The sequence below is a fragment of the Stenotrophomonas sp. YJH_SMC_101-4 genome (assembly GCF_059370395.1).
In genome coordinates, this window is record NZ_JCAFTP010000001.1 from 623,935 (window position 1) to 648,724 (window position 24,790).

Here is a 24,790-nt window from a genome sequence, read left to right on the forward strand (position 1 = left end):
AGGAAAAGCAGCCGAGCATGGGCTCGGCCCTACAACAAACAGCGGGTTGATCCGGTAGCGGCGGGCCAAGACCGGCGACGATTCAAGGCAGGGTCAGGCGGTACACCAGCACGCGGTTGTCGTTGTCGTACGGGCTGTCGCAGGCCTGGCCCTGCATGCGGCAGTGGCGGGCGATGAAGTCGTTGTCGTTGCCGATCAGCAGCAGTACGTCGTTCGGGTGCTGCGGGTCGAGCGCCGGCAGCACGTCCATGGCTTCCCACTTCTCTGACAGCAGTCCGGCATGTGGGCCGCGCTTTGTGTCCAGGTCCAGCCCGGCACGGGCCAACTGCGGGCGGTCCAGCAGGTTCAGCAGTTCGTCGCTGCGTGCTGGCATGATCTCCGGCTTCAGCGCGGTGTCGGTCGGGTCGGCCAGAACCAAGGCCGTGCCGGTTTCATAGGCACTTTCGGCCAGGTTGGTGGCATCGGCCACATCGACCAGCAGCACCGACTTGTAGACGATCGGGTCGTCGCCGTCCTTGCCCAGCCCGTTTCCGTCGCGGGCCAGCAGCAGAAAGCGATGGCCGTCCAGCGCGCGCAGCTCGCTCTGCGCCGCGGTTCGGTCCAGCTTGCCCTTGCCGTCGTGCGCGTAGGCAGGCAAAGCCATCACGTAATGGCCGATCGGCTGCTGTGGCGTTGGCGAGGCCGTCACGTCGTAGACCAGCACGCGGGTGTTGATGCGGCCCGCCGCGTTGCCCTGCGCGCTGTCCCGTAGCGTCGCGCTCTGCAGGGCGACGAACAGGCGGCTGCCGTCGGGTGACAGGCCCATGCCTTCCACGCCCTGGTTGTTGCGTCGGCCGGTCTGCGGTGGTGCCAGCGAACCGAACGCCGGCTTGCCGTCGCGCTGCGGACGGATCGCGGGTGGTGCCACGATCACACCCTGCACCTGGCCCTGCGCATCGAAGTAGTAGACGTTGGCGGTGTACTCGTCGCCGATATAGAAGTGGCCATCTGCGGTGAATTGCAGTGACTCAGCATCCAGCGAGACCTTGCCCGCACCGGCGCCGCTGGCCGGCGAAGGCAGCACCACCTGGCGCTGAGTGACCGTGTGGTCGCCCGGGTCGGCACCGGTGAACGGCTGCCCGTTGAAATCCTTCAGTACCACGCCCTTGTCGGGCACCATCGCAAGCGTGCCAAGCTCGGGCTCTCCCGGGGTAACGTCGATACGCAGCTGCATGCGCTCGACGCGGCCGGCGTAGTCGTAGAACAGGCCGGCCTCGGGATCGTTGCGGCCACGGTCGGGCAGGGTCCACAGCACACCCTCGTAGCCGTTGGCGGTCCGTTTCCAGCTGCCGGGCTGCACCGCCAGCGACGAGAACGAGCCCAGCGTGTCGCCGAGGAAATCCACCGTGCCCGCGGGCAACCGCCCGGCGGCGACCAGACCTTTATCCACGTAAGTACGACCGCCTAACTGCAATGTGCGTGGCGGTGCGCCAGCGGCCTCGTGCGGAGCGGAGTATCCGCTGGCGGAGAGGGTGGCCAGCAGCAGGGCACTAGCAAGCATCGGTGGACTCCAGGCCGTCGATCAGAAGCGAAGGTCGATGGTACCGAACACCTGGCGCGGCGCCGAGGCATGGAACACGTACAGCTTTCCGGCCGGATCGCTGGGCGCGAACACGCTCGAATCCAGGTTGCTGGCGTAGCGCTTGTTGGTCAGGTTGGTCACGTTGAACGACAGGCGCATGCCCTTGGCGAAGCCGACCTGGCCGAAGTCGTAGCCGCCGGCCAGATCGAACACGGTGAAGCCGCCGAAACCCTGGTCGTTGGTGTAGGTGTAGAAGCGCTCGCCGGTGTACTTTCCGCGCAGGCTGGCGAACCAGCCGCTGTCGCGCCAGGTGATCTCGGTGGCCAGCAGCTGCTTGGGCGTATCGGTCTGGATCCTGCCCTTGATCTGCTGCTCGACACCCGCCTGCACGTAGTTGGAGGCATAGGTCGAGCGGTTCAGCGAGGCCGAGGTGTACCAGCTGAAGTGCTCGTTCGGGGTCCACAGCACGGTCAGCTCGGCGCCGCGGCTGTCGACGCCACCGACGTTGTAGAAGCGGTTGCCGCAGGTCGGGCCGACCGGCTGGCGCGAGTCGCAGGGGTTGTACTGCAGCAGGCGGTTGTCGAAGCGCACGCTGTAGGCGGCGATCGAGGCCTGCAGGGTATCGGTGACGAAGCGGTAGCCGGCTTCCAGCGAGCGCGATTCCTCCGGCTTCAGGTTGCCCTGCGCATTCCAGGTGGCCTGGCTGACCGCCTGCGGGCCCAGCTTGAACCCGCCCTGGAACATGGCGATGTTCTCGGCGTAGCTGGCGAACACTTCGTGGTGCTCGGCCAGGCGGAAGTTGGCGCCGATGCTGGGCAGGAAATTCTTGCTGGCCTTCAGCGAGCCGGTGGCGAACTGGTTGTTCGAGGTCGGCGAGATCGGCGTCTTCGCGTCGCCCGGTAGTGCTTGTGCATCGGAGGTGGCATGCGGGCTCTTGGCGCCCAACTCCAGCGTCAGGCGATCATCAAGCAGGCGCCAGGTGTCTTTCAGGAAGAACTGATGGGTCTTCCAGCGCGTGCGCTGGGCGAACACGCCGACGTCGGAGGGCAGGGTGTTCATGCCACTCAGGTCGCGCGGGCCATCCACGGCGGTCTGGTAGCGCTCGGCACTGCTGGTGTTGCGCTCGTACCAGACGCCGCCTTCGATGCGATGTGCACCCAGCTCCCAATCGAACGACAGCGTGCCGCCATCGCGGTCGATGGTGTAGATGGTGTTGCGGAAGATGATTGGAATCTCCTGCGCCGTGCCCTTGTTCGACCACGCGCCACTGTTCCAGTTGTGGCCTTCGCCGCGATCGTCGTGGTGATAGGCCAGCGCCCGCAGGCTGAAGCCATCGGCCAGGAAGAAGTCGCCGGCCAGGTAGTAGAGGTTGTCATCGCGCAGGATCTGCCCGGCGGTGAAGGCACCATCGGCATCCTTGTCCGGGCCGCTGTTGTCGCACTTCTTCGCGTTGAGGCTGGCGGTATTGCAGTAGGCCTTTGCAACGGCCTTGTTCCAGTCCGGTGCGTAGCCGCCCCAGTCCCAGCCGAGGCCGCGCGACATCTCGTCCTTGGACAGGTAAAAGTAGTCGGCCTGGGTGGTGCGCGAGGTATCGACGAAACCGGTGATCTGGCCGCGGCCGAAGTTCCACACGCCCTTGGCATTGAACTGCTTGGTAGTGGACGTGTTGTAGGCGGTCTGGTCATTCCACAGATCGGAGACGGCATTCATGCCGGAAACGTAGCCGGAGAAGCCGTTGTACTCGCCGCTGTCCACGCGCACGAAGGTGCGGCGGTTGGCATCGCTGCCGAAGGTCTGCACCACGCGACCGCCGAGTTCCTGCGCCGGGCGGTCGGAGGTGTACGAGATGGTGCCGCCGAGGTTGCTGGTGGACGGCGTGCCGAGGCTGCCGATGCCCACGGCCAGTTCGGCGCCGGCCATGTTCTCGCTGATCAGCGCGCGGTTGATGGTCAGTCCGTTGTAGTTGTTGTACGCACCGTCGCCCAGCGGCACGCCATCCAGCGTGTAGCCGAGGCGGGTGGAGTTGAAGCCGCGCAGGCTGAGCGTCATCGACTGCTCGTTGGTGCCCAGCGCATCGGCCGACTGCGCGTTGACGCCTGGCAGCAGGTTCAGGGTCTTCTGCAGGCTGGTACCCGGCGGCAGGATGTCGAGGTTCTCGCGAGTGATGCGCTGCACCTGACGCGCTTCACCGCTGCCGATCACCGAGACCGCATCGAGGGTGGTGGCCGAGGGCGTGCTGGAGGTCGGGGCAGCATCCTGCGCCCAGGCCGCGGGAGCAAGCGCGATCGACAGCGCGGCGGCCAACAAATTTTTCGTCATGTTGCAGACACTCAGGCAGGCACGAGCCACCGCGCTGGCGCGGAGCTCATGGAATTGAAAAGGGGAGACAAGCGATGCAACTGCAGGCGCTGAAGGCGCCGTGGGTCCACGTGAAAATGGTGCGCTAGACAGATGACTGTCTGGTGACATGTTCAGTTGTTGTGAGGCGCAGGCCTGTAGAGCCGAGCCCATGCTCGGCTGCTTGTTCCCGGAGCCGAGCATGGGCTCGGCTCTACAAACGCTTCAGGGTCACGGTAGACGCCAACCTTGGTTGGCATGGGCAGCATCGTGGTGAAGGAGCGCCAACCGAGGTTGGCAGCTACCAATTGCTTACCCAGCGTTGCGCGGCTTGCGCGTGCGCTTCGGCTTCGCGGCATCCGCACCGCTGGCGGCGCCATCCTGCAGCGCCTGCAGCCAGGACAGGGTGTCCACGTAGTCGATGAAATGGCGCAGGTAACCTGGGCTGGTGGCCTGCATCGTGTCCAGCATGCGTTGCACCAGCACCGCCGAGTTCAGCGGGCCGCCGTCGGCCGGGGCCTCGGTGCGCAGCGAGCGGCGCACCTGCAGTTCGCTGCGCAGCTCCGACCACTCGCGTTGCACCTGCTGCAGCATCGGCACCTGCGGGTAGTGCGGCAGCGAGCGCGACCCCGCATCGAGGTCGCGCACCAGTGCGCGCAGGCCCTCCAGCACGGGCGGCTTATTTGCCATCCGGGGTCTTGGGCTTGGGAATCGGGGCGATTTCCACGCGGCGGTTGCGTGCGCGGCCTTCCTCATTGGCATTGGAACTGACCGGCTGCTCGCTGCCGAACGCGGCAGCGAACACGGCGTCGGCCGGTACGCCATCGGCGATGAGCGTGCGGGTCACGGTCAGCGAACGTTGCGCGGACAGCTCCCAGTTGTCGGCGAAGCGGCGGTTGCCTTCGCGCACCGGCGCATCATCGGTGAAGCCGCTGACCATCAGGATCTCTTCGCGGCTGCCCAGGTAAGCGGCCAGCGGTGCGGCCAGGCTGCGCAGCAGCTCCTGGCCTTCCGGCTGCAGCTGGTCGGAGTTCAGCGCGAACAGCACGCTGCCGCTGATGCCGATGCGGCCATCGACCAGCGTCACCCGGCCAGCAGCCAACGGACCGGCCAGTGCCTGTTCCAGGGTCTGCAGGCGCTTGGCTTCGGCCTGGCGCTGCTTCACCTCCTGGTCCAGCCGCTGCGACAGCTCCAGCTGCACGGCGACCACACCGACCAGGATCAGCACGAACGCGCCCAGCAGCACTGACATCAGGTCGCCAAAGGCGGCCCAGATCGGGGCATGCGAGCCGCCATCGACCTCCAGTTCGTCGCTCATGCGCTGGCGGCCTTGCCGCGGCGCGCGGCCAGCTGCTGCAGTTCCTCCATTACCTGCTTCTGCGACAGCAGGCTGAGGTCGACCACCTCGCGCGCCTGCGCCACGTAGTAGGCCAGCTGCTCGTCGCTGCGCGCCAGCGAGGCATCCAGTGCGCCGCCGATCTGTTCCAGGCGGCCGGAAAGCTCGGTGGAGGCACTGCCGAACTGCGCGACCGCCTCACCAAAGGTGCTGGCCAACTGGCCCACTTCACCGGCGCTGCCGTTGAGCGCTGCGGCGATGCCGTCCAGCTTCCCGGTCTCGGCGGCGATATGGTCGGTGAAGCGGTTGCCGACGCGTTCCAGCAGCTCGGCGGAGCCGCCGACCAGCGCGTCCACGGCGGTGCGCTGCTCGTGCGAAGCATGATTGATCGCATCGAGCAGGGTCTGCACGGTGGCCAGCAGGCGACCGCGCTCTTCCAGCATTGCGTTGTCGCGCACCAGGCTTTCGGACAGGGTGCTGCGCAGTTCGTTGATGACGTCGGCAGCGGCCTTCGGCGCGGCTGCCGCGGTCTGCAGCAGGGTGGAGACTTCGGCCAGCGTGGCGCTGGCCTGCGCGCGACCGTTCTCACCGATCTGCTGCGCGGTGGCGGCCAGCGTGTCGCAGACCCGCTGCTGTTGTGCGGCGAGGCGTTCGCCGTTGGCCTGCAGGCGCTCGGCCAGGTCGGTGGAAACGTGCTGCAAGGCATCGCTCCAGCGCTGCAGGCGCTGTTCGTCGCCGGCCTGAAGCTGCGCATGCAGCGCGGCGTGGGCTTGCTGCAGTTCGGCGCTGACCGCGTCCCATCGCGCCTGGCGCTGCTGCTCGCGGCTGTCCAGGCTGGCCTGCAGTTCGGCATGCGCGGTTGCGGCGGCGGCCTGGGCGGCCTGCCAATCCTGCGCGCGTTGCTGTTCGTGGTCCTGCAGCAGCGACTGGCTGGCGCTGTGGCGCTGCTCCAGTGCCTGCAGCAACGCCTGCGCGTGCGCGTCCAGCTGCTGGCCGGCTGCGAGCAGCGCCTGCTGCTGGCGCTCGACCAGCGCGCTGTTCAGCGCATGCTGCTGTTCGGCGGCGGCACGCAAGGCCTCCGCATTGTCCTGTGCATCGGCCTGCAGGCGCTCGCCGATACGTGCGACCAGCGCTTCGGCATGCGTGGCCTGGCCATCGCTGAAGGCCTGCAGGTGCTGGCGCAGATCGCCCACCAGTGCCTGCTGTGCCTGGGTCTGTTCACTCACCACCTTGGCCCAGCTGGCCTCGGTCGCAATGCGACTGCGCTCGAAACCGTCGCTCAGGCCAGCCAGCTGCTGCTGCACGGCCTGCTCGACGCGGGCGTGCAGTGCCTCGCCATGGTGGGCCAGACCGGCCAACGTGGTCTCGGTCATCGGCTGCAGCGCGCCACCGATGGCGGCGGCACTGGCTTCGGCACCTTCGCGCAGCGACTGCTGCAGCGAGACCGCCAGGCGCTCCTGCAGCGCCTGGCTCTGGGTCAGGAATTCGGCCTGGCCGGCCAGCAGGCGCTCGTTGGCGGCCGTGCTGTGCTGTTCAAAGGTCTGTGTCATCGCCTGCAGGCGGTCGACCAGTGCCGGCAGCGCGGCGGACTGTACCTGCAGCAGGCGCAGCGACTCGGCGCGCTGCCAGGCCTGCGAGTAGGGATGCAGGTCGCTTGCAATGGCCCGGTCCAGCTGCTGCACGGCCTGCAGCCGGTCACGACGCAGCAGCGCCGCCAGCAGGCCGAGCATGGCCGAGCTGGCCACACCGGCGATCGAGGTGCCGAATGCCACCGCCAGGCCCTGTACCGGCGAGGCCAGCGAGCCGCGGATGGCGGCCATGTCGGTCGCGCTCTGCAGGGCCAGGCCGGTGCCGCGCAGCGTGTCCATCATGCCCAGCAGGGTGCCGAGCATGCCCAGCAGCACCAGCAGGCCGACCAGGTAAGGGGTCAGCACCGGTGCGGGCAGGGCGGTGCGCTCGCCTTCCACGCGCAGGCGCACGGCGTTGCGCAGGCCCACCGGCACGCGTTCCAGCCAAGGGGCAAGGCTTTCCCTGGCGCCGGACAGATCACTCAGCGCGGTGCGCAGGCCGTTGCTGGCCTGGCGGTAGCGGTACAGCTCCACGCCACCGGCGATGTAGCAGGCCGCGATGATCGCCGCCACCGCTGCACCCAGCGGATGCACCGAAACGTAGCCAATGCCGATCCAGCACACGGCCAGCAGGCCGACAAGGAAGACAACGACATGGAAAGCAGTTCTGGACATGGTGTTCCGGTCAGTGGGAGCGCAGGGCGTCTTGCAGCCCTTCGATCGGGTGGAAGCGCAGCTGCAGCTCGGCGAGCAGCAGCGTGCGCATGTCATGGCGGAAGGCCGTGCGCCAGCCGGGTTGGCCGTGCACGCGTTCAAATCGGGCGCCGAGCACGGCCGGCGCAGTGGCCAGCAGGCTGTGCTCGCGCGGGGTGAGGGTCTGTTCCATCACCGCATCGACCTCGGCCAGCCGCGCCAGCTCGGGCGAAACCTGTACCAGCTGGTCGCGCAGGCGGCCGCGCAGGCGGCCCGTGGCGGTCTGGATGGCCTGCTGCAGTACCCGGTAGCGCTGGCGCAGCGAGGCGAAGTTGGGTGCGGCGGCAGCTTCGGCTAGGTCCAGCAGGCGCTCGGCCTCGGCATCCTCACTGATCGAGGCGAGCAGGCTGGCGTGCGCCTGGGCGCAGTCGGCCAGTACATCCTCGACCGCTTCGGCGGCTTCACCGGGCTCGGGCAGGCGTCCGCCGAGCGCCCCGGACAGGGCCACGGCACGGCTCCAGTCCACCCACTGGCCGAGGCGATCGGTCAGGGCGGGACTGGTGGCCGGCATCGCGCCGTCGCTGAGACGGGCGAGCAGGCGGAGGAACTCCGGTCCACCCAGGACCGGCTGCGCTGCGTTCGCCATCAAGGGGTGAGGGGCCAAAAACCATTGATTTTACAACCAGATGACCCCGGCTGGATGAAGGCGGGGCGGGGCGGGGGCGCCCGCAGGCGCGACAAGGCTTAGAATGTCCGGCTGCACCCATCCCGTTCGACCCCTGGAGTTCCCCAATGACCGTTGCGCAGTTCTACCCGATCGGCACCCCCGGACAGCCCTGGGGCGACGCGGAACGCGCACAGTGGCGGGCCCGCCAGCAGCGCCGGCGCAGCTACCACGACGACGTGGTGGCCGCGCTCGAGCGCCTGGACGACAGCTTCGATGTGATCCAGTACGGCCAGCTGGACTATGCGCCGGACCATTACCCGCTGTTCGCCGTGGTCAACCACGACTGGAACCCGGCGCTGCCGACCGCGCTGATCACCGGTGGCGTGCATGGCTACGAGACCAGCGGCGTGCACGGTGCCCTGCAGTTCCTGGAGCAGCAGGCGGAGCGTTACCTGGGCCGGCTGAACCTGATCGTGGCGCCGTGCGTCAGCCCGTGGGGCTACGAGCGCATCCAGCGCTGGAACCCGCACGCCATCGACCCCAACCGCAGCTTCCGTGACGGCGGCCAGATCGTGGAAGCCGCCGCCCTGATGGCCTGGGTGGCCGAGCGCAAGCCGAACCTGCTGGTGCACCTGGACCTGCACGAGACCACCGACAGCGACCTGCAGGAGTTCGATCCGGCGCGTTGTGCCCGCGACGGCAAGCCATTCGAGCGCGACACCATTCCGGATGGTTTCTACGTGATCGGCAACAGCGAAGATCCGCAGGCCGAGTTCCAGAAGGCATTGATCACCGCCGTGGCCCCGGTCACCCATATCGCCCCGGCCGATGCCGAAGGCAACCTGGTCGGCCTGCCGCTGCAGTCGCCGGGCGTGGTCTGGGGTGAATCGCGTTCGATCGGCGCCTGCGCCGGCTTCACCGACGCGCGCTTTGCCACCACCACCGAGGTCTACCCGGACAGCCCGCGCACCAACCCGCAGGAATGCAATGACGCCCAGGTGGCGGCGGTGTGTGCGGGCCTGGATTTCGCCCTGGCGGCGCAGTAGCGCGCCACGTTCCGGGCAGCGACCGGCATCAGCCGGCGCCTTTCCTTGGCCGGTGAGGTGGCCACAGCCGGCGAAGCCGACGCGCGGCAACCTGCGAACACATCCAGATCGTGCTGGTACACCCCGCTGTTGACCGCGAACAGGCCCAGCAGCGAGTGGAAGAGGTTGTCGTGGCTGTGCGCCCGGTGCAGGGCATTCTGGTGCAGGCAGGCCAGGTCCAGGCCTGCGTTGCGGCTGAATTCCGGTGAGAACCACATCACCATCGGCACCTGGGTCTGCTCGCGCGGGGCGATGAAGTAGGGCGTGCCGTGCAGGTACATCCCGCGTTCGCCCAGCGACTCGCCATGGTCGGACACATAGATCAGTGCGACATCACGCTGGTCCGCATAGCCCTGCAGCAGGTCGATGGCCTTGCCCAGCAGGTGGTCGGTGTGGACCAGAGTGTTGTCGTAGGTGTTGACCAGCGCCTCGTTGCTGCAATGCTGGATCTGGTTGCTGTCGCAGGTCGGGCTGAAAGCCCGCGACGCTGCGGGATACCGTTCAAAGTAGGTCGGCCCATGACTGCCGAGCTGATGCAGCACGATCAGGGCGTCGCCGTTGATGGCATCGATGCGTGCGCCCAACTGGTGCAGCAGCACGTCGTCGTAGCAGGTGCCGTCGGCGTTGACGCACTGGCCGGCCACCTTCAGCGCAGGCATGTCCTCGGTCGGTACGCGTTCGCACACGCCCTTGCAGCCGCCGTTGTTGTTGTTGCGCCAGAGCACGCTGATGCCGGTGCGCTGCAGGATGTCGAGCACGTTCTCCTCGGTTGCGGCGCGCACGTCGTCGTACTGGCCTCGGGTCATCTGCGAGAACATGCACGGCACCGAGATGGCCGTGGCGGTCCCGCATGAGGAGACATCATTGAAGCTGATGACCCCTTCCTTGCGCGAGAGCCGGGGATTGGTCGCGCGTGGGTAGCCGTTGAGCTGGAAGTTCTGTGATCGCGCGGTCTCGCCGACGACCAGGATCACCAGCTTCGGGCGCGGGCCCGGCGCGCGCTGTGCGTCCATGCCAATCGCGCGCAGCGGTTGCTGGCGGGTGCTGTAGAGACCTTTCAGATAACCGTGGGTATGCCGCACCACGTTCAACGGCAGCACCTGGTCGCGGATGTGGCGGTTGTTGCGCAGCAGTGAGGAATAGTCCTTGTAGAACGCGAAGCCGATTGCCAGCAGTACCAGCAATGACGCCAGAACGCTGACTGGCCACACCAGCAGCGAACGTATCGAACCGGCCCCGCTGGTGGTGCGCACCAGGGCCAGCCCGGCAGCGGGCAGCACGCCCAGCGCCAGCAGGGTCAACAGCAGTGGCAGCGACAGATAGGCGTTCAGTTCGGCCTGGTTGGTCTCGAACACGTTCTGCACCATGCTGCGATCGATCAGCACGTTGTAGTGCAGCATGAAGTAGCTGCAGGCGGCACTGACGACAACGAGCAGCACCAGCAGCGGCCTGCGCAGGAACGGCAGTGCCAGCAGTGGCGTCAGCATCAGGTTGAACAGGCAGAAAAGCACCACCGGCAAGCTGGCCAGGAACAGCATGCTGCGCAGGCTGTTGAGGTCGATCAGCCCCCACAGCGTCTTCCAGAGGGCGATGTTTCCAATCGTGGTGAAGAACAGTGCGGTGGCCCAGACCAGAACGATCGGATGGGGCCGTGGAAAACGGCGGCGTTGACGCACGAGCAGGTTCCGTGGAGCGGGAGTGCGCGCAGTATCGAAACCGCTTTATCAGGAAGTTGTCAGGTTGGGCGGACTAGCCCAGCAGGATCACGCCCCACACCACGCCCACCATCAACAGTGCGGTGGTCTGCGCGGCGCTGCCCATGTCCTTGGCGTTCTTGGACAGTGGATGCTGTTCCAGTGAGATGCGATCGACCACTGCTTCGATCGCCGAGTTGAGCAGTTCCACCACCAGGCTGATGAAGCAGACCGCCAGCACCAGCGCCCGTTCGAGCTTGCTGATGTCCAGTACGAACGCTGCAGTGATCAACAGCGCGTGCAGGAGCAGCAGCTGGCGAAAAGCAGCCTCGCCACGAAAGGTAGCGATGAATCCGTCTCGCGAATGGATCAGGGTGTGGAAGATGCGGCCCAGGCCGGTCTTGCCATGCGGGTACTTGCCGCTGTCCTTGGGGTGCTGCATGCCGTTTCCGCCGTGAAGTGAGCAATCCCCAGCATGTGCACGCGCGTGTCAGGAAACCGTCAGGCGGGCCATTCCAGGCTGAACCGGCATCCCTGCTGCGAGGAGTGCACCGTCATCCTCCAGCCCAGGTGCTCGACGATGCGCTGCACGATGGACAGCCCCAGTCCCTCGCCATTGTGCGGGCTGCCGGGCACGAAGCGCTGGAACTGCTGTGGGTCGATACTTGAGGGCAGGCCGGGTCCGGTGTCGGCGACGGTGAGTGCGGTGTCGTGGAGGGTGATCCTCACTTCGCCCCTTTCGGTGTACTGGCAGGCGTTGCGCAGCAGGTTCCAGATCACGCTGTGCGCCAGATCTGCGTTGGTGTCCAGCACGGCGTCATGCCGGGCATCAAACGCAACGATCACCGGCTTGCCGGAAATCCACGGTTGGCAGCGCTCCATGCAGGATTCGATCAATGGGCGCAGGGCCACCTTGTTGCGCGGCACGGAGCCGGGGGTACGTGAGAGCAGCAGCAGGCAGGACAGCTGGCGCTGCATCTCCTGGGTAGTGCGCAGGATACGCTCCGCGCTGGGGACCAGGTGGCTGTCGGACGGAAGCTGGCAGGCAAGGGTTTCCGCAGCGCCGCCGATGATGGCCAAGGGCGTGCGCAGCTCATGGCTGGCATCGCCGCTGAAGCATTGCTCGCGATGCAGGAACCGTTCGAGCTCATCACTGTGCCGGGCGAAGGCACGGGCGAGTACACCGATCTCGTCGCGGGCGTCCTGACAGGGAAAGGGCTTCCGCCCGCTCTGCACGGCATCGGCCAACTGCGTGATGGGCGCGATGACGTGCGATGCCACCCTGCGACCGATCAGGAAGGCGCCGAGCACGCAGATCGAAATGACCACCGCGGCAAAGGCATTGATCAGGTGTTCCAGGTAGCCATAGGGTGCAGCGTCCTGCAGCAGGTAGTAGCGCTGGCCGCCACTGTCGAACACACGCAGGTGCCACTCGTCGGGTCCTGCTTCGCCGTGGTAGCCCAGGCCGTACTGGCGCAGCACCATCGGCACGCTATGGCTGTCGTACAGCTGGCTACCCGGGGGCAGGGCGGTGCGCTCGCCACGGGCCAGTGCTGCCTGCAGCTTGTGCACGGCACTGTCCTGGGTCCGGGCGATGACCGCGGCCCTGACCTGGTCGTAGTCCACCTGTTCGGCCAGGACGATGAAGCCCATCGCGCCGGCCATCAGCAGCACGAACGAAATCGTGATGCGGGTACGCAGGGCCAGGCGGCGGTAGAGAGCGGCAGGGGTCACGCCGGCATGCGCCAGCCGACGCTGTGCACCGTGGCGATCAACGTGGTGTCGAAGCTGCGGTCCACCTGCAGGCGCAGCTCATGGATGTGGGTACGCAGCGCGCCGCTGTCCGGTGGCTCGTCGCCCCAGACCAGGTATTCCATCTCCTGCTTGCGCACCACGGCCGGGGCCGCGCGTACCAGGCACATCAGCAGTTTGTGCGACGTAGGCGTCAGCGCGATGCAGCGCCCCTGTCGCCAGGCCTGCGGCGAGCGCGTATCTACCTGCAAGTCCTTCCACGCCAGTACGCTGTCGACCTGACGGCCCTGGGCGCGTCGCACCAGGGCCTTGATCCGCGCATCCAGTTCCTTCAGCGAGAACGGTTTGACCAGGTAGTCATCGGCGCCGAGAGCGAGGCCCTGCACGCGGTCCTCGACCGGATCGCGCGCGGTCAGCATCAGGATCGGCACCGGGTTCTGGAATTCCCGGCGCAGCTTTCGGCACAGCGTCATGCCATCCAGGCGCGGGAGCATCAGGTCCAGCAGGATGGCGTCGTAGTCGTGCTGCGTGGCCCGGCGCAGGCCGCTGGCACCGTCGCGGGCGTCGTCCAGCACGTAGCCGATAGGCTCAAAGAAAGCGTACAGGTTGGCTACGAGCTCGGGGTTGTCTTCGATGATCAGCAGGCGGGTCATGGCGTGCGTCCTTGCGCGTGGCCGAACTGTGCCCGATCCCTGACTGATTGCCAATGCGCATGCTGAATGGTTCGCGGCCTGGGTTCGGCCGCGTCAAGCGACGTTCAATCGGCCGGCATCTTCGGAAACGAACTGCCAGCCGATATCTTCCGGTTTGTCCGAAAAGAACAGGCTCATGTAGGTCGGCTTGTCCTTGTTGATCAACGAGGTGCGGAACGATTCGACCACCTGTTCGATGGCATTCACATCAGCCGATGATGGGCGCTGGCTTGCGTGGGCCGGCAGGCCTGCGGCGAGGCACGCAGCGAGAAGCGCGTTCTGGATTCCGGTGGCTCGCATCGTTCATGACGGCCTTCGTAGGGTGGAAGCGCCACCGGGGCCCCGGCTACAGGGCCCCGGCGCGCTCCGCATTCAACGATGCAGCGCGTCGATGATCAAGCCGGTCGCGATCTCCACCAACAGGTACTCGGTGTCGGACTGGCGCACCCAACGCTGGCCGCGACCCGGATTGCGCAGGTCATAACGCGCGTAATCGTCCACCCAGTAGCGGCGGTCCACTTCGGCCCAGGGCAGGCGCTCGCCACGGCGCCAGGCCTTCTTCTGCCAACCCGGCGGCGGCGCATCGCGGTGGTGCGGGCCGCCTGCATGCGGCGGCGGGCCGTTGCCGCGGGCATGGTGCGGCGGATCGGCGAAGGCGGGCGCTACGGCGAGTGCTGCGGCTGAGCCCACAGCAATGGCAAGAAGACGTATGGATGTCATCGGGATGCCTCCGTCATGGCCGCGATATGCGGCGCTGTGAGCGCGAATATAGGGCAGGCCGTGTGAATGAATACGGATGTGGACAGGGCTTTCATGAACAGATCGGGTAGCGGCTGCTGCTGCGAAGACGACGTCAGCGGGCCGCACCAATGGCGACGGCCCCTGCAGCCCAACCGCCACCCAGTGACAGGAACACATCCATCTGACGGTCGACCCGCTCCGCGCGGGAGGCCGCCAGTGCGGACTCCGCATCTGCCAGCGCGGCCTGGGCCGAAAGCACGTCGAGAAAATCGATCCTGCCGAAGCGGTAGAGCTGCTGTGCCTGTCCGGCTGCGCGCGCCGCATCCCCGCGTGCCTGCGCCAGGCTGCGCTCGCGTTCAAGCTCCTGCGTGCAGGCAGAAAGCGCGGTCTCGGTCTGGCGCAGTGCCTGCAGCACGATGCCGTCAAAGGAAGCAAGAGCGGCATCCACATTGGCGCCGGCCGCCGCGATGCGGGCCTTGGCCAAGCGGCGGTTAGGCCAGTGCCATGAGAGCAGCGGCCCGACGCTCGCCCCGAAACCGTCGGCCGAAAGCAGCTGCCCTCGCGTGCCTGCTGTGCCCAGGGATGCGCCCAGGGTGACCCGCGGATAAAGTTCCGCGGTCTCTACGCCGATCATCGCCGTGGCCGCGGCAAGGCTCCGCTCGGCGGCACGTATGTCAGGGCGCCGCTGGAGCAGCTGCCAGCCCTCACCGACCGGCAGCGCCTGCTCCAGCTCCGGGGGGCGCGGGCACGCTTCCGCCTCGCTCGGATAGTCTGCCGGCAGCCTGCCCATCAATGCGGCCAGTTCGAACAGTGCGGCCTGACGTTCGGCCAGCAGGTGCGGTATCCCCGCCGCGCTGCGGTTGACGGCGGCACCGGCACGGCTGACATCGAAGTCCGTTCCTCGACCGCCTGCGGCGAGGCGGCGGGTTGCCTCCAGCGTGGCGTGCTGGATCGCCAGCACCTGCCGGGTTGCGGCGAGCGTGTGATTGCGGGTGCACACCTGGAGATAGGCACGCGTGACGGCAGCAGCGACGACCACGCGGACCTGGTCGCGTGCCGCAGCGACGGCCTCGGCGTCCGCGTTGGCGGCTTCGATGCCGCGGCGGATGCCGCCTGCAAGATCCAGTGGATAGGAGAGGTGAAGGCCCAGCGCATACGACTGCGGCGCGGCCGACGCTTGGGCGTAACCACCTGTATGGGTGAGCGTGCCCGATGCATCCACGTCGGCTTGCACGGCACCGCGCGCGCGGTACTCCAGCACGGTTGCGCTGGCGCGCCGAAGGTTGGCATCGGCGGCGCGCAGGTCGGTATTGGCCGCCAGTGCTTCGCGTACGTAGGCGTCAAGCCGGGGGTCGCCGTACAGGTGCCACCATTGATCTGGTGGCGCGTCCTGGCTGAACGATGCCTCCTGGCCCGAGACGAACGCCCGCGCCACCTGGGGGGAGGCCGCGACCGCATTCGCAGGCAGGTGATAGTCGGGGCCGGATACGCAGGCCGTCATGGGCAGCAGCAGGGCAAGCAGCCCACCGCGTAGTGTTCGCACGCTCACTTGCAGGCTCCCGCTGCCGAGGGTGTGATGGTCACACTCGCAGTGCGACCCACGATCAGGCGGGTATCCGACGGCGCATCATCGATGCGGATGCGTACCGGGATGCGCTGCGCCAGCCTCACCCAGGTGTAAGTTGGCGCCACGGCGGGCAGCAGGTTGTGTGTGCTTGAGCGCTGATCGTCGGCAATGCCGGCGGCGATGGTATCCACGTGCCCGCGGACGTCGTGGTTGTCGCCCATCAGCCGGGCCACGGCGGCATCGCCCTCGGTGATGCAGGCCAGTTTGGTTTCCTCGAAGTAGCCCTCGATACGCAGGCTGCCGGTGTCGATCAGCGCCAGTGCCTGCGCACCGGGTTGCAGGTAGTCGCCCGCGTGCAGGTCGAGGTTGGTGATGATGCCATCGGTGGTTGCGCGCACCTCGGTGCGTTGCACGTTGAGCTGGGCAACGCGCTGTTCGGCCCGTGCCTGCGCCAGCGCGGCCAGCTCGGTATCGACCTTGGCGGCATTGCGTTCGCGGGTTTCCGAAGCGACCAGGTTGCCAAGTGCGTTGTCCCGCGCCGATTCGCGGCGAGCCAGCGCCAGCGTGGCATGCGCGCTCCTGACCGCCGCGTCTGCCTTCTCCAGCGTGGCGGCGAAGCGTGGCTGATCGAGCACCAGCAGCAGTTGGCCGGCACTGACCCGCTGGTTGTCGTGCACGAGCACTTGGGTGACCAGCCCCCCCATGTCCGACGCAACGCGCACCACATCGGCGCGCACCCGTCCATCACGCGTCCACGGGCGTGTTTCGTAACGATTCCAGAGGGAGAACGCGGCAATGGCGGCAAGCGCACACACGCCCAGCGTTGCGCTCCAGCGCCCGATAACAGCAAGCAAGTCTTTCATTTCATTTCTCGAGCAGGGGCGAGAGCCGGATCATCAGCTCCGCCAGGATCACGAACAGGGACAGGCCCACCAGCGGCCGCGCGGCGAACAACCGGTACAGGCCGAGGCTGGCGAGCAGACGTGAGGTCAGCATCGACAGCACCAGCGCGGCGGCGGCCACGGCGAGCAGGCCGGGGATCAGCACGCCATCAATGGAAAGATCAGGAAGCATGAGGTCAGCGCCGGTGGGTGAGCGGAGGTACGAGCAGGTCGCAGCGCAACCCGCAGAGCAGGTGCAGCAGATGCTCTCGATCGACCCCGCTGCTGGCCGCAGCTACCTCGCGCATGCGGTCCAGCAGTACCAGAAGATGGATGTCGACACTGCGTGCCGAGTGGACGCGAACCCCGAAATGTGCAGCGATGCGTTCGACCAGCGCCGCATGAAGCGTCCGAACCTGCGGGTTGTGCAGCCGCTTTTCCAGCGCGCGGAGTTGGCTGGATGCTCGTGCCGCACGCACGTCCGCAAACAATGCCCGCAGGTCGTGCGCGGCGCTGGAACGGCCCTGCAACCTGGGAGCGAGCAGCCCGATTCGATCCAGCATGCGGCTGAGCCACGCGCGGCTCGCACCGCCTTGTCCGGCGGCGTGTCGTGCGATATCCCGACGGATCGAATGCTCCAACCGTGCGCGGTTGCGGCCCGCGTCGGCGGTCTGGAACAGCTGCATGCTGCACAGTGCCACCGTCGTACCCACGAACAGCGCAACGCTGTTGTTGAGTGCGCCGACGATGTTGACCGAATTGGTCGCGCCCAGGCCTGCGATGATCGGGAAGGTCAGTACCACGCCCAGGGCGGCCATGATGAAGGGCGGCCGGGCCAGGAACGATCCGCACAGCAGCAGCACCGGCGCGAGCGCGGTAATCAGGCCGGTGATATCGGACAACGCGGGGAAGATCAGCAGACCGTAGAGCAGGCCGACGGCCACGCCGATGCACGATCCCACCAGGTAGCGCATGACATGCGGTGCCGGCGCTTCGATCGTGCCGAACAGCACGCACGCCGTGCCGATGATGGATACCGCCGTGGCGCCCTCCGACCAGCCGGTGACGATCCACAGAACGCAGCTCAGCAGGATGCCGGCGAACGCGCCCAGCGCGCTGCGCAGGGCAAGCCGATGATCCCGGTGAAGTACCGCACCCTGCACATGTCGCGCAAGGCGGGCAGGCACATGCCGACGCCAGTCGGGACGGGCAGTGTGCAGTTGCGCCTGCAGCACGCGGCAGTCGGCGTGGGCGAGGTCGAGCTCGGTCTGTTGCGCGGCGAGGCCGGCCTGCAGCAGATCGCGCCAGCCCGTTGCATCCATCGCGCCGGCCTGTGGTGAACGCAGCCGGTCGATGGAATCTTCCACCGCGCTGGACAGCATCAGCACGTCCAGCATCCGGTCATGCAGGGCACGCAGGATCTGCACCTGGGCCACGCCGTGGGCGCTGTCGAAGGGCAGGTGGATCGACAGCACATGCAGCTCGAGCAGGTCGGCGGCCACTTTCGAGCGGTCCGTCGCCAGCACCGTGTCCGATGCGCCGGCGCGCATGTCCCGTGTCCATCGTTCCGCGTCATCCAGCACGGCAGCGACCCGTGCGTGCACGCGCATCGAGACCCGGCGCGGCAGCACCAGCGCGTGTACCAGCGTTGCGGCCAGGATGCCGATGGCAATTTCCTGCACCCGCGTGATGGCAATGGTGAACACGTCTCCCGGCACCATCACCGCAGGAAAGCCGATCAGGCTGGTGGTATAGCCGGCCAGCAGGAACGCATAGGCACGCGGCGTGCGGTCGAGCATCGCCAGATACAGGCACAGCGCCATCCAGGTGGCGAGCGCGGCGCTCAGCACCAGGGGTGCATTGGCGAAACGCGGCACCAGCACGACGGTGGCGACGGCCCCGCCGACGGTACCGAGCAGGCGGAACAGACCTCGGCTGAGCGTTGCGCCGGACAACGGTTGCGACACCAGATAGACCGTGCCGATCACCCAGAACGGGCGATTCAGGCCGATCCGCAGGGAGACATACAGCCCCAGCGACGCGGCGAGCAGGCATTTGAGCGAGAACAGCAGCGCTTCCTGATCGGTCCTGAGGGCAGGGTTTTTCAACCGGGCAAATGCCTGGCGCATGCAGGGGCGGAACGGGGTGGGGGAGTGCATGCGGCTCATGCTAGTGATCGGCCGCACTGGCGAATTTCGCTACAATGACAATCAATCGCTAAAACCGGCCAATGTGAGAATGGCTCGCATTTCGCTCCCCGGCTTTGACCTGGACCCGGACGAGACCGATCGCCCGGCGGTCGCCAGCCGCCTGCAGGTGGCCGAGCACGACGCGGAGATTCCCGTGCATGAGCACCGCAAGGGTCAGCTCATTCTTGCGCTGCATGGGGCGGTGACCTGCGAAGTGGCCAATGCGTTGTGGATCGTGCCGCCCCAGTGTGGCGTCTGGATTCCGGGTGGCATGCCGCACAGCAACCGCGCCACCGCCAACGCGCGCCTGTGCTACCTGTTCGTCGAGCCCGGCATCGTCGATCTGCCCATGCAATGCGTGACGCTGGCGATCTCCCCGATGCTGCGCGAGATGATCCTGCACCTGGCCGACGCGCCGCTGGACTACCCGCATGGCAGCCACACCGACCGGCTGGCGCGCGTGTTGCTGGACGAGCTGGTACAGATGCCGGCCGAGCACCTGTCGTTGCCGGTCAGCCATCACCCGAAGGTGCGTGCGCTGGCTGCGGCGCTGTCGGCGGATCCGGCAGACCGCAGCACCATCGGCCAGTGGGCCTTGCGCCTGGCCCTGGGCGAGCGCACGTTGACCCGGCTCATCGAACGGGAAACGGGCTTGTCCTTCGGGCGCTGGCGGCAGCAACTGCACCTGCTCATCGCCATTCGGGAACTCGCCGCCGGTGCACCCGTACAACGCGTTTCCGAGACGCTGGGCTATGAGTCGGTGACGGCCTTCATCACGATGTTCAAGAAAGCGCTTGGCCTTTCCCCGGCGCGGTACTTTGCCGTGCGGCTGCGCGGGCAGTAGCGGGGAACAATGGGGGAAGCCGTTGCCCGGAACGGCTACTTCGCGGTGTCGGAGACCGATTGAATCGCGGTCACCACCGCAGCAGGGTCCTCGCGCTGGAGGGTGTGGCCGGTTGCCAGGTAGCGGTGCGAGCCACGCGTGAAGCCCGAGAAGAGCAGGGCGTGTGCGGCAGCTGTGCTGCTAGTGTTGTGAGCTATGAACACGGCCTCCCTGTAGAAGAAGTCATGGGAGCGGGGCGTAGGCCGCTGAATGGCCACGGATGCTTGAATCTGTGACCGGTTACGCGGCTCCACACTTGAACGTGCAAGCGTCTTCAACGATAAAGGCGGCATGTAGCACTGCCGCATACCGGACCAGGGACGATCCGAAGCATGACGCGGGGAACACCTTCGCGTTCTCGTTCCCGCCGGCGCTGTGTTCGTCCAGGAAGGAGAACAGGGATGTTGGAACGACTGAAGACCATTTCGTGTGCCGTGCTGGCGATTGTTGCCGTTGGCTGCATTGCGCCGGCTGTTGTACAGGCGCAGGAAAGCAAGATCACCTGGCGTATTTCCCAGCCCGGCGGCGACGCGACCCAGTACAAAACCCAGCAGGCGGCGGTGGCCGGCATCAAGAATCTGCCGGCGCCCAGCCCCTTCCCGCCGGAGTTCCAGTTCGGCTGGCAGTACGTCGACAAGATCAAGTCGAAAGTCGTGGACTTGAACGGAAATACGTCGATTACCTACTGGATGGGAAAGACGCAGCCCTCCGACCCTGACTGGACTTACTACGGCGCGGGTGATGGTGGCTTCTTGTCCGAAGAGGAAGTGCTGGAAGCGCTCATTGCAGACTTGCAGGACATCAATCCCCAGTGTCCTGGGGAAACTGCTGTGCCGGAAGGAGAATGGGGCCCAACTGCTCCAGGGATGGACGGAATTTCGGAGGTCAGGGAGTACCGGGTCACCGGCATGCTGGGCAGCAATTCGGCGGAGTCTCCGTGCGTGCCCTTCGACGCAGGAACGACAGGGCTTGCTCGCATGCGACGCTTGAACTGCCCGATCCCCTTCACGCAGTGGTCCAACACACACAACGCCTGCGTCAGCGAAGAATTCGTTGCAACCATTACCTCGAAGTCGCAGAAGTGCGACAAGGACGGCGGCAACGGTAGCTGCCCCATGTCCCGCAACGATGCAGCGGCGAACATGAGTCCGATTCCCGACAAGGACCCGGCCTCCAACGGCGGTACCTGCGACGGCAATGTCGGCAACCCATGTGATGTCAAAACGGGCGAGAAGTACGAGATCGCGCCGGACTTCGATCTGGGCTGGATCGCGCTGACGCGCTTCTATCACTCCGGCATCTCCACCTCATCCGGTGGCTTCGGTTATGGCTGGACCCATTCGCTGGGCGCCCACCTGGCACTGGATGGCGTTGACAGTGTGGGCATCATTGAAAGCACTGGTTTCCAGCGTGCATTCAAGAAGATCGGGCAAGCCTATGAGGCGGACGACGACAGTGGCGATCGTCTGGTCCAGAACGGCAACTGGACACTGTACACGGCCGATTCCATCTCTACCTTCGGCGCGGACGGGCGTCTTGCCGCCAAGCGCTTCGCGGATGGCACGTCGCTGACCTACATCTATGACGACAGCGACCGCCTTGCAGCCGTCACCCACAGCAGTGGCCGCACGCTCGAGTTCGTTTACCAGTCCAACGACTATGAGGCGCTGATCAGTTCGGTGCTGGTCGAAGGCATTCCGCTCGCCACTTATACCTACACGCCGCAGAACCAGGTCGCCACGGTGACCTATGCGGGTGGTGGTGTGCGGACGTATCACTACGAGAACCAGGACTTCCCCCAGCACCTGACCGGCATCACCGCCGAGGACGGTCGCCGCTACAGCACCTTCACCTACGATTCCATCGGTCGTGTGATCTCCAGTCAGCATGCCGGCGGTGCCGATGGCGTGACGCTGGCCTACAGCCCCAATGGCGGTGCGGTGGTGACCGACGCGCTGGGGCGGCAAACCGACTACACCCTGACACCCGGAGGCGATAGCGCTCCGTCGCGCAAGGTGACCGGCCTGACGGATTCGCAGGGAACCGTCAGCCGAACCTACTACGACCAGAGTGTCGACTTCCGCCGGCGTCTGAATACCTACACCGATCGCCGCGGCATCCAGACCAAGCACACCTATGCGCAGGGCACCGATCCGGTGAGCGGTCGTGCCGTCAGCATCCATACCGTGACCGAAGCGGTCGGCTTTCCCGAGCAGCGTGTGGTGACCACGGCGCGCGACGTCGAAACCAATGCGGTACTGACCACCCGGATCGGTAGCCGCGAAACCCGCACGGCCTTCAATTCCCGACGCCAGCCGACGGCCAACACCGTGACCGACACCGCTTCCGGTCAGACGCGCATCACCAACTACACGTACTGCGAAGCCGCTGATGTGGCAGCGGCAGGCAGCTGCCCGGTGGAGGGGCTGCTGAAGAGTGTGGATGGCCCGCGCACGGATGTGGCCGATGCCGTTACCTATGCCTATTACTCGGCGGATGATGCAGGGTGCGCGACGGGAGGTGCCTGCACCTATCGCAAGGGCGACCTGCGCAGCGTGACCAATGCGCTGGGCCAGACGGTCGAGACTCTGGCCTACGACGCTTTCGGACGGCCGTTGTCGGTCAAGGATGCCAACGGCGTGGTCACCGACTACACCTACCATGCTCGCGGCTGGCCAACCTCGGTCACCGTACGTGGCGCGACCACTGCCGAGAATCGGGTCACCCAGATCAGCTACTGGCCGACCGGCCAGGTGCAACAGATCACCGAGCCCGACGGCAGCAGCGTTTCCTATGTCTACGATGCGGCGCTGCGCTTGACCGATATCGAGGACAACGCGGGCAACACGATTCACTACACGCTGGACAATGCCGGCAATCGCCTCAAGGAAGACACGCTCGATGCAGGCGGTACCCTGCGCCGTACCCTCGCACGGACGTTCAACACACTCGGCCAGCTGACCGCACTGAAGGACGCAGGCAACCACGCTACCGGCTTTGCCTACGATGCTAACGGCAACCCGCAGACCGTGACCGACGCCCTGCAGCGCGTGACCAGCCAGCAGTACGACCCGCTGAACCGCCTGGCCCAGACCTTGCAGGACGTGGGTGGCGTGGCCGCCGAGATCCGCAGCCAGTACAACGCGCTGGACCAGGTCACCCAGGTCACTGACCCGAAGGGCCTGCATACCACCTACGCCTACAACGGATTCGGTGACCTGACCGGGCAGGTCAGCCCGGACAGTGGCGCCAGCAGCTTCACCGTGGACGCCGCCGGCAACCGCAAGACGGCCACCGATGCACGCGGCATCACTGCCACCTATCACTACGATGCACTCAACCGCCTGATCGGCATCGCCTACCCGGACCCCAATCTGGACGTGGGCTACAGCTATGACGTGGCGCCGGCCGCCTGTGCCGCCGACGAGCGCTTTGCCAAGGGCCGCCTGGGGCAGGTGCTGCACGCCAATGGCAGCACCCAGTACTGCCATGACCGCTTCGGCCAGGTCACCCGCAAGGTGCAGACCGTCAATGGTGTGGCCAGCACCCTGCGCTATGCCTACAGCAAGACGGGTCGCTTGACCGCGTTGACCTACCCCGACGGCAGCGTGGCCGACTACGTGCGCGATACCCAGGGCCGCATCAGCCAGATCGGCCTGACCCGCCCCGGCCAGGCGCGCCAGATCGTGGTGAACAACGTGACCTATGCGGCCTTCGGCCCGGCGACCGGCTGGACCTATGGCAATGGCCGCCAGCTGCAGCGTCCGCTGGACCTGGACTATCGCCCGCAAGCGGTGCATGACCCGGCTGCAGGCGGCCTGTCGCTGGGCTATGGCTATGATCCGGTCGGCTCGATCACTGAGCTGAAGAATGGCGCAGGCTCGACGGTGCTGGCCAAGTACGCCTACGACACGCTGGGCCGACTGACCCAGACCCAGGACGGCGCGACCGGCACGCCGATTGAAACCTATGCCTATGACGCCACCGGCAATCGCACTGCGCTGACCACCTCAGCAGGCACCGCCAGCTACACCTATCCCGCAACCAGCCACCGGCTGACCGCCGTGGATGGCGAGGCGCGCAACCATGACGCGGTGGGCAACACCACCAGCATCGGCGGCAAGACGTTCACCTACAACGATGCCAACCGCATGAACGCCGTGAAGCAGGGCGATGCCGTGCTGGAAAGTTATGCCTACAACCACCGCGGCGAGCGCGTGCTGCGCACCCCAGCCGGTGGTGCGGCTCAGATCACCCTGTACGACGAGGCCGGGCAGTGGCTCGGTAACTACTCGGCCACGGGCCAGGCGCAGCAGCAGGCCATCTGGCTGGACAACTATCCGGTGGCGCTGATCAACACGCCGGCTACCGGCGTGCCGGAGCTGGCCTACGTGCAGCCGGATCATCTGGGCACGCCGCGCGTGGTGATCGACCCGGTGCGGAATGTCTCGATATGGGAGTGGAGCAACAAGAGCGAGGTGTTCGGCAACCAGATTCCGAGTCTTGATCCGGATGGCGATGGTGTGGCGTTCGAGTTGGCGCTGCGCTTCGCCGGGCAGCAGGCGACGGATGCGAGTGGGCTGTTCTACAACTATCGGAGGGAATACGACCCGGCAGTGGGGCGGTATACCCAGAGCGATCCGATTGGGTTGATGGGTGGACTGAACTCGTTCGCGTATGGAAGCGGAGATCCCACTGGCCGTGTCGATTCGCTAGGCTTGGCCGATAAAAAATACATACCTCAGGCCGTACCTGTTTCACCGGAGTTGCAGGCGGTCGGAAATCGGCTCCAGAGGCTGGCAAACCAAGCAGCGTCCACCATCGACGCCACCTGTGGATGGCGTTGCTCACTGCCTTGGATACGCGGAACGCTCATCCATAGTGAGTTCAAGCGCCTGGTGGATACCACATGCCCGACGTCTCAGTATGCGACTGAGGTGAGCTACGCTGGCCGTAGGGTTGTTAGGTATGGGTACCCGGGGTCCTCACGGGCGGACGCTGTGTACGGCCCAGTTGATGCACCTCAAGCCATCTTCGATCTGAAGACTGGTTGGGCTTACATCTCCTGGGATCAGTACAATAAGTACGTCAAGAATCTCCCCGAGGGAACTCTCGTGGTGGAACTTAAGCCTGAAGGCCGTTGA

The 24,790-nt window shown here is 66.3% G+C and carries 18 protein-coding genes and 2 pseudogenes; 3 read left to right on the forward strand and 17 right to left on the reverse strand.

All coding sequences use genetic code 11. The features are described 5' to 3' along the window. Positions 1-82 precede the first annotated feature (82 nt). The 6 genes from AC5P8D_RS02950 to AC5P8D_RS02975 form a co-directional block, all read right to left on the reverse strand. A complete protein-coding gene (locus AC5P8D_RS02950) occupies positions 83-1,540 on the reverse strand; it encodes an esterase-like activity of phytase family protein (RefSeq protein WP_495203057.1) in 1,458 nt (485 codons plus the stop codon). Between the two features lie 21 nt (positions 1,541-1,561). Beyond that, complete coding sequence (locus AC5P8D_RS02955) at positions 1,562-3,880, reverse strand: TonB-dependent receptor (RefSeq protein ID WP_495203058.1); 2,319 nt, start codon at positions 3,878-3,880, stop codon at positions 1,562-1,564. A gap of 330 nt (positions 3,881-4,210) precedes the next feature. Continuing rightward, entirely contained in the window at positions 4,211-4,660 is a 450-nt protein-coding gene (locus tag AC5P8D_RS02960) for a DUF2894 domain-containing protein (protein WP_495203059.1), read from the reverse strand. Further along, positions 4,578-5,216, reverse strand: coding sequence for an OmpA family protein (locus AC5P8D_RS02965; protein ID WP_478420409.1), 639 nt, complete (start codon positions 5,214-5,216; stop codon positions 4,578-4,580). Before AC5P8D_RS02965 ends, AC5P8D_RS02960 begins: the two co-directional genes overlap by 83 nt. Continuing rightward, entirely contained in the window at positions 5,213-7,477 is a 2,265-nt protein-coding gene (locus tag AC5P8D_RS02970; RefSeq protein ID WP_495203060.1) for a DUF802 domain-containing protein, read from the reverse strand. The genes AC5P8D_RS02965 and AC5P8D_RS02970 overlap by 4 nt, the downstream gene beginning before the upstream one ends. Positions 7,478-7,487: 10 nt before the next feature. After that, positions 7,488-8,141 (reverse strand): DUF3348 family protein, encoded by a 654-nt coding sequence (locus AC5P8D_RS02975; protein WP_010485248.1) that lies wholly within the window; start codon positions 8,139-8,141, stop codon positions 7,488-7,490. A 146-nt stretch (positions 8,142-8,287) separates the two neighbouring features. On the opposite strand from AC5P8D_RS02975, the gene AC5P8D_RS02980 reads away from it, so the two are divergent. Next, the gene (locus tag AC5P8D_RS02980) at positions 8,288-9,208 is read left to right on the forward strand and encodes a M14 family metallopeptidase (RefSeq protein WP_495203061.1); all 921 of its coding nucleotides are present in this window, start codon (positions 8,288-8,290) and stop codon (positions 9,206-9,208) included. Here AC5P8D_RS02980 and eptA read toward each other — a convergent pair. From eptA to AC5P8D_RS03030, 10 genes and pseudogenes are all read right to left on the reverse strand, one after another. Then, positions 9,112-10,923 (reverse strand): phosphoethanolamine transferase EptA, encoded by a 1,812-nt coding sequence (gene eptA, locus AC5P8D_RS02985; protein WP_043396358.1) that lies wholly within the window; start codon positions 10,921-10,923, stop codon positions 9,112-9,114. The two genes, AC5P8D_RS02980 and eptA, sit on opposite strands and share 97 nt — an antisense overlap. Positions 10,924-10,996: 73 nt before the next feature. Beyond that, entirely contained in the window at positions 10,997-11,383 is a 387-nt protein-coding gene (locus AC5P8D_RS02990) for a diacylglycerol kinase (RefSeq protein WP_126559788.1), read from the reverse strand. A gap of 59 nt (positions 11,384-11,442) precedes the next feature. Further along, positions 11,443-12,675 carry a HAMP domain-containing sensor histidine kinase gene (locus tag AC5P8D_RS02995; RefSeq protein ID WP_019659911.1) on the reverse strand — a complete coding sequence of 411 codons (1,233 nt, stop codon included), beginning with the start codon at positions 12,673-12,675 and terminating at the stop codon, positions 11,443-11,445. Continuing rightward, entirely contained in the window at positions 12,672-13,346 is a 675-nt protein-coding gene (locus AC5P8D_RS03000; RefSeq protein WP_019659910.1) for a response regulator transcription factor, read from the reverse strand. The genes AC5P8D_RS02995 and AC5P8D_RS03000 overlap by 4 nt, the downstream gene beginning before the upstream one ends. Before the next feature lie 117 nt (positions 13,347-13,463). After that, positions 13,464-13,685: pseudogene (locus AC5P8D_RS03005) on the reverse strand (nuclear transport factor 2 family protein); the annotation flags it as partial. 72 nt (positions 13,686-13,757) lie between these two features. Next, positions 13,758-14,105 (reverse strand): RcnB family protein, encoded by a 348-nt coding sequence (locus AC5P8D_RS03010; RefSeq protein ID WP_043396355.1) that lies wholly within the window; start codon positions 14,103-14,105, stop codon positions 13,758-13,760. Between the two features lie 133 nt (positions 14,106-14,238). Further along, the gene (locus tag AC5P8D_RS03015; RefSeq protein ID WP_099559499.1) at positions 14,239-15,675 is read right to left on the reverse strand and encodes an efflux transporter outer membrane subunit; all 1,437 of its coding nucleotides are present in this window, start codon (positions 15,673-15,675) and stop codon (positions 14,239-14,241) included. Further along, positions 15,672-16,556 (reverse strand): HlyD family secretion protein, encoded by an 885-nt coding sequence (locus AC5P8D_RS03020; protein WP_159360258.1) that lies wholly within the window; start codon positions 16,554-16,556, stop codon positions 15,672-15,674. Before AC5P8D_RS03020 ends, AC5P8D_RS03015 begins: the two co-directional genes overlap by 4 nt. A gap of 1 nt (position 16,557) precedes the next feature. Continuing rightward, positions 16,558-16,767 carry a DUF1656 domain-containing protein gene (locus AC5P8D_RS03025; protein ID WP_058981710.1) on the reverse strand — a complete coding sequence of 70 codons (210 nt, stop codon included), beginning with the start codon at positions 16,765-16,767 and terminating at the stop codon, positions 16,558-16,560. Positions 16,768-16,771: 4 nt separating this feature from the next. After that, entirely contained in the window at positions 16,772-18,703 is a 1,932-nt protein-coding gene (locus AC5P8D_RS03030) for an FUSC family protein (RefSeq protein ID WP_329760894.1), read from the reverse strand. 109 nt (positions 18,704-18,812) lie between these two features. Here AC5P8D_RS03030 and AC5P8D_RS03035 point away from each other — a divergent pair, with 109 nt between their 5' ends. Beyond that, complete coding sequence (locus tag AC5P8D_RS03035; RefSeq protein ID WP_049409424.1) at positions 18,813-19,607, forward strand: AraC family transcriptional regulator; 795 nt, start codon at positions 18,813-18,815, stop codon at positions 19,605-19,607. 35 nt (positions 19,608-19,642) lie between these two features. On the opposite strand, the pseudogene AC5P8D_RS03040 reads toward AC5P8D_RS03035, so the two are convergent. Then, a pseudogene (locus AC5P8D_RS03040) lies at positions 19,643-19,777 on the reverse strand (alpha/beta fold hydrolase); the annotation flags it as partial. Positions 19,778-20,047: 270 nt separating this feature from the next. On the opposite strand from AC5P8D_RS03040, the gene AC5P8D_RS03045 reads away from it, so the two are divergent. Continuing rightward, complete coding sequence (locus tag AC5P8D_RS03045; protein ID WP_100445939.1) at positions 20,048-24,790, forward strand: RHS repeat-associated core domain-containing protein; 4,743 nt, start codon at positions 20,048-20,050, stop codon at positions 24,788-24,790.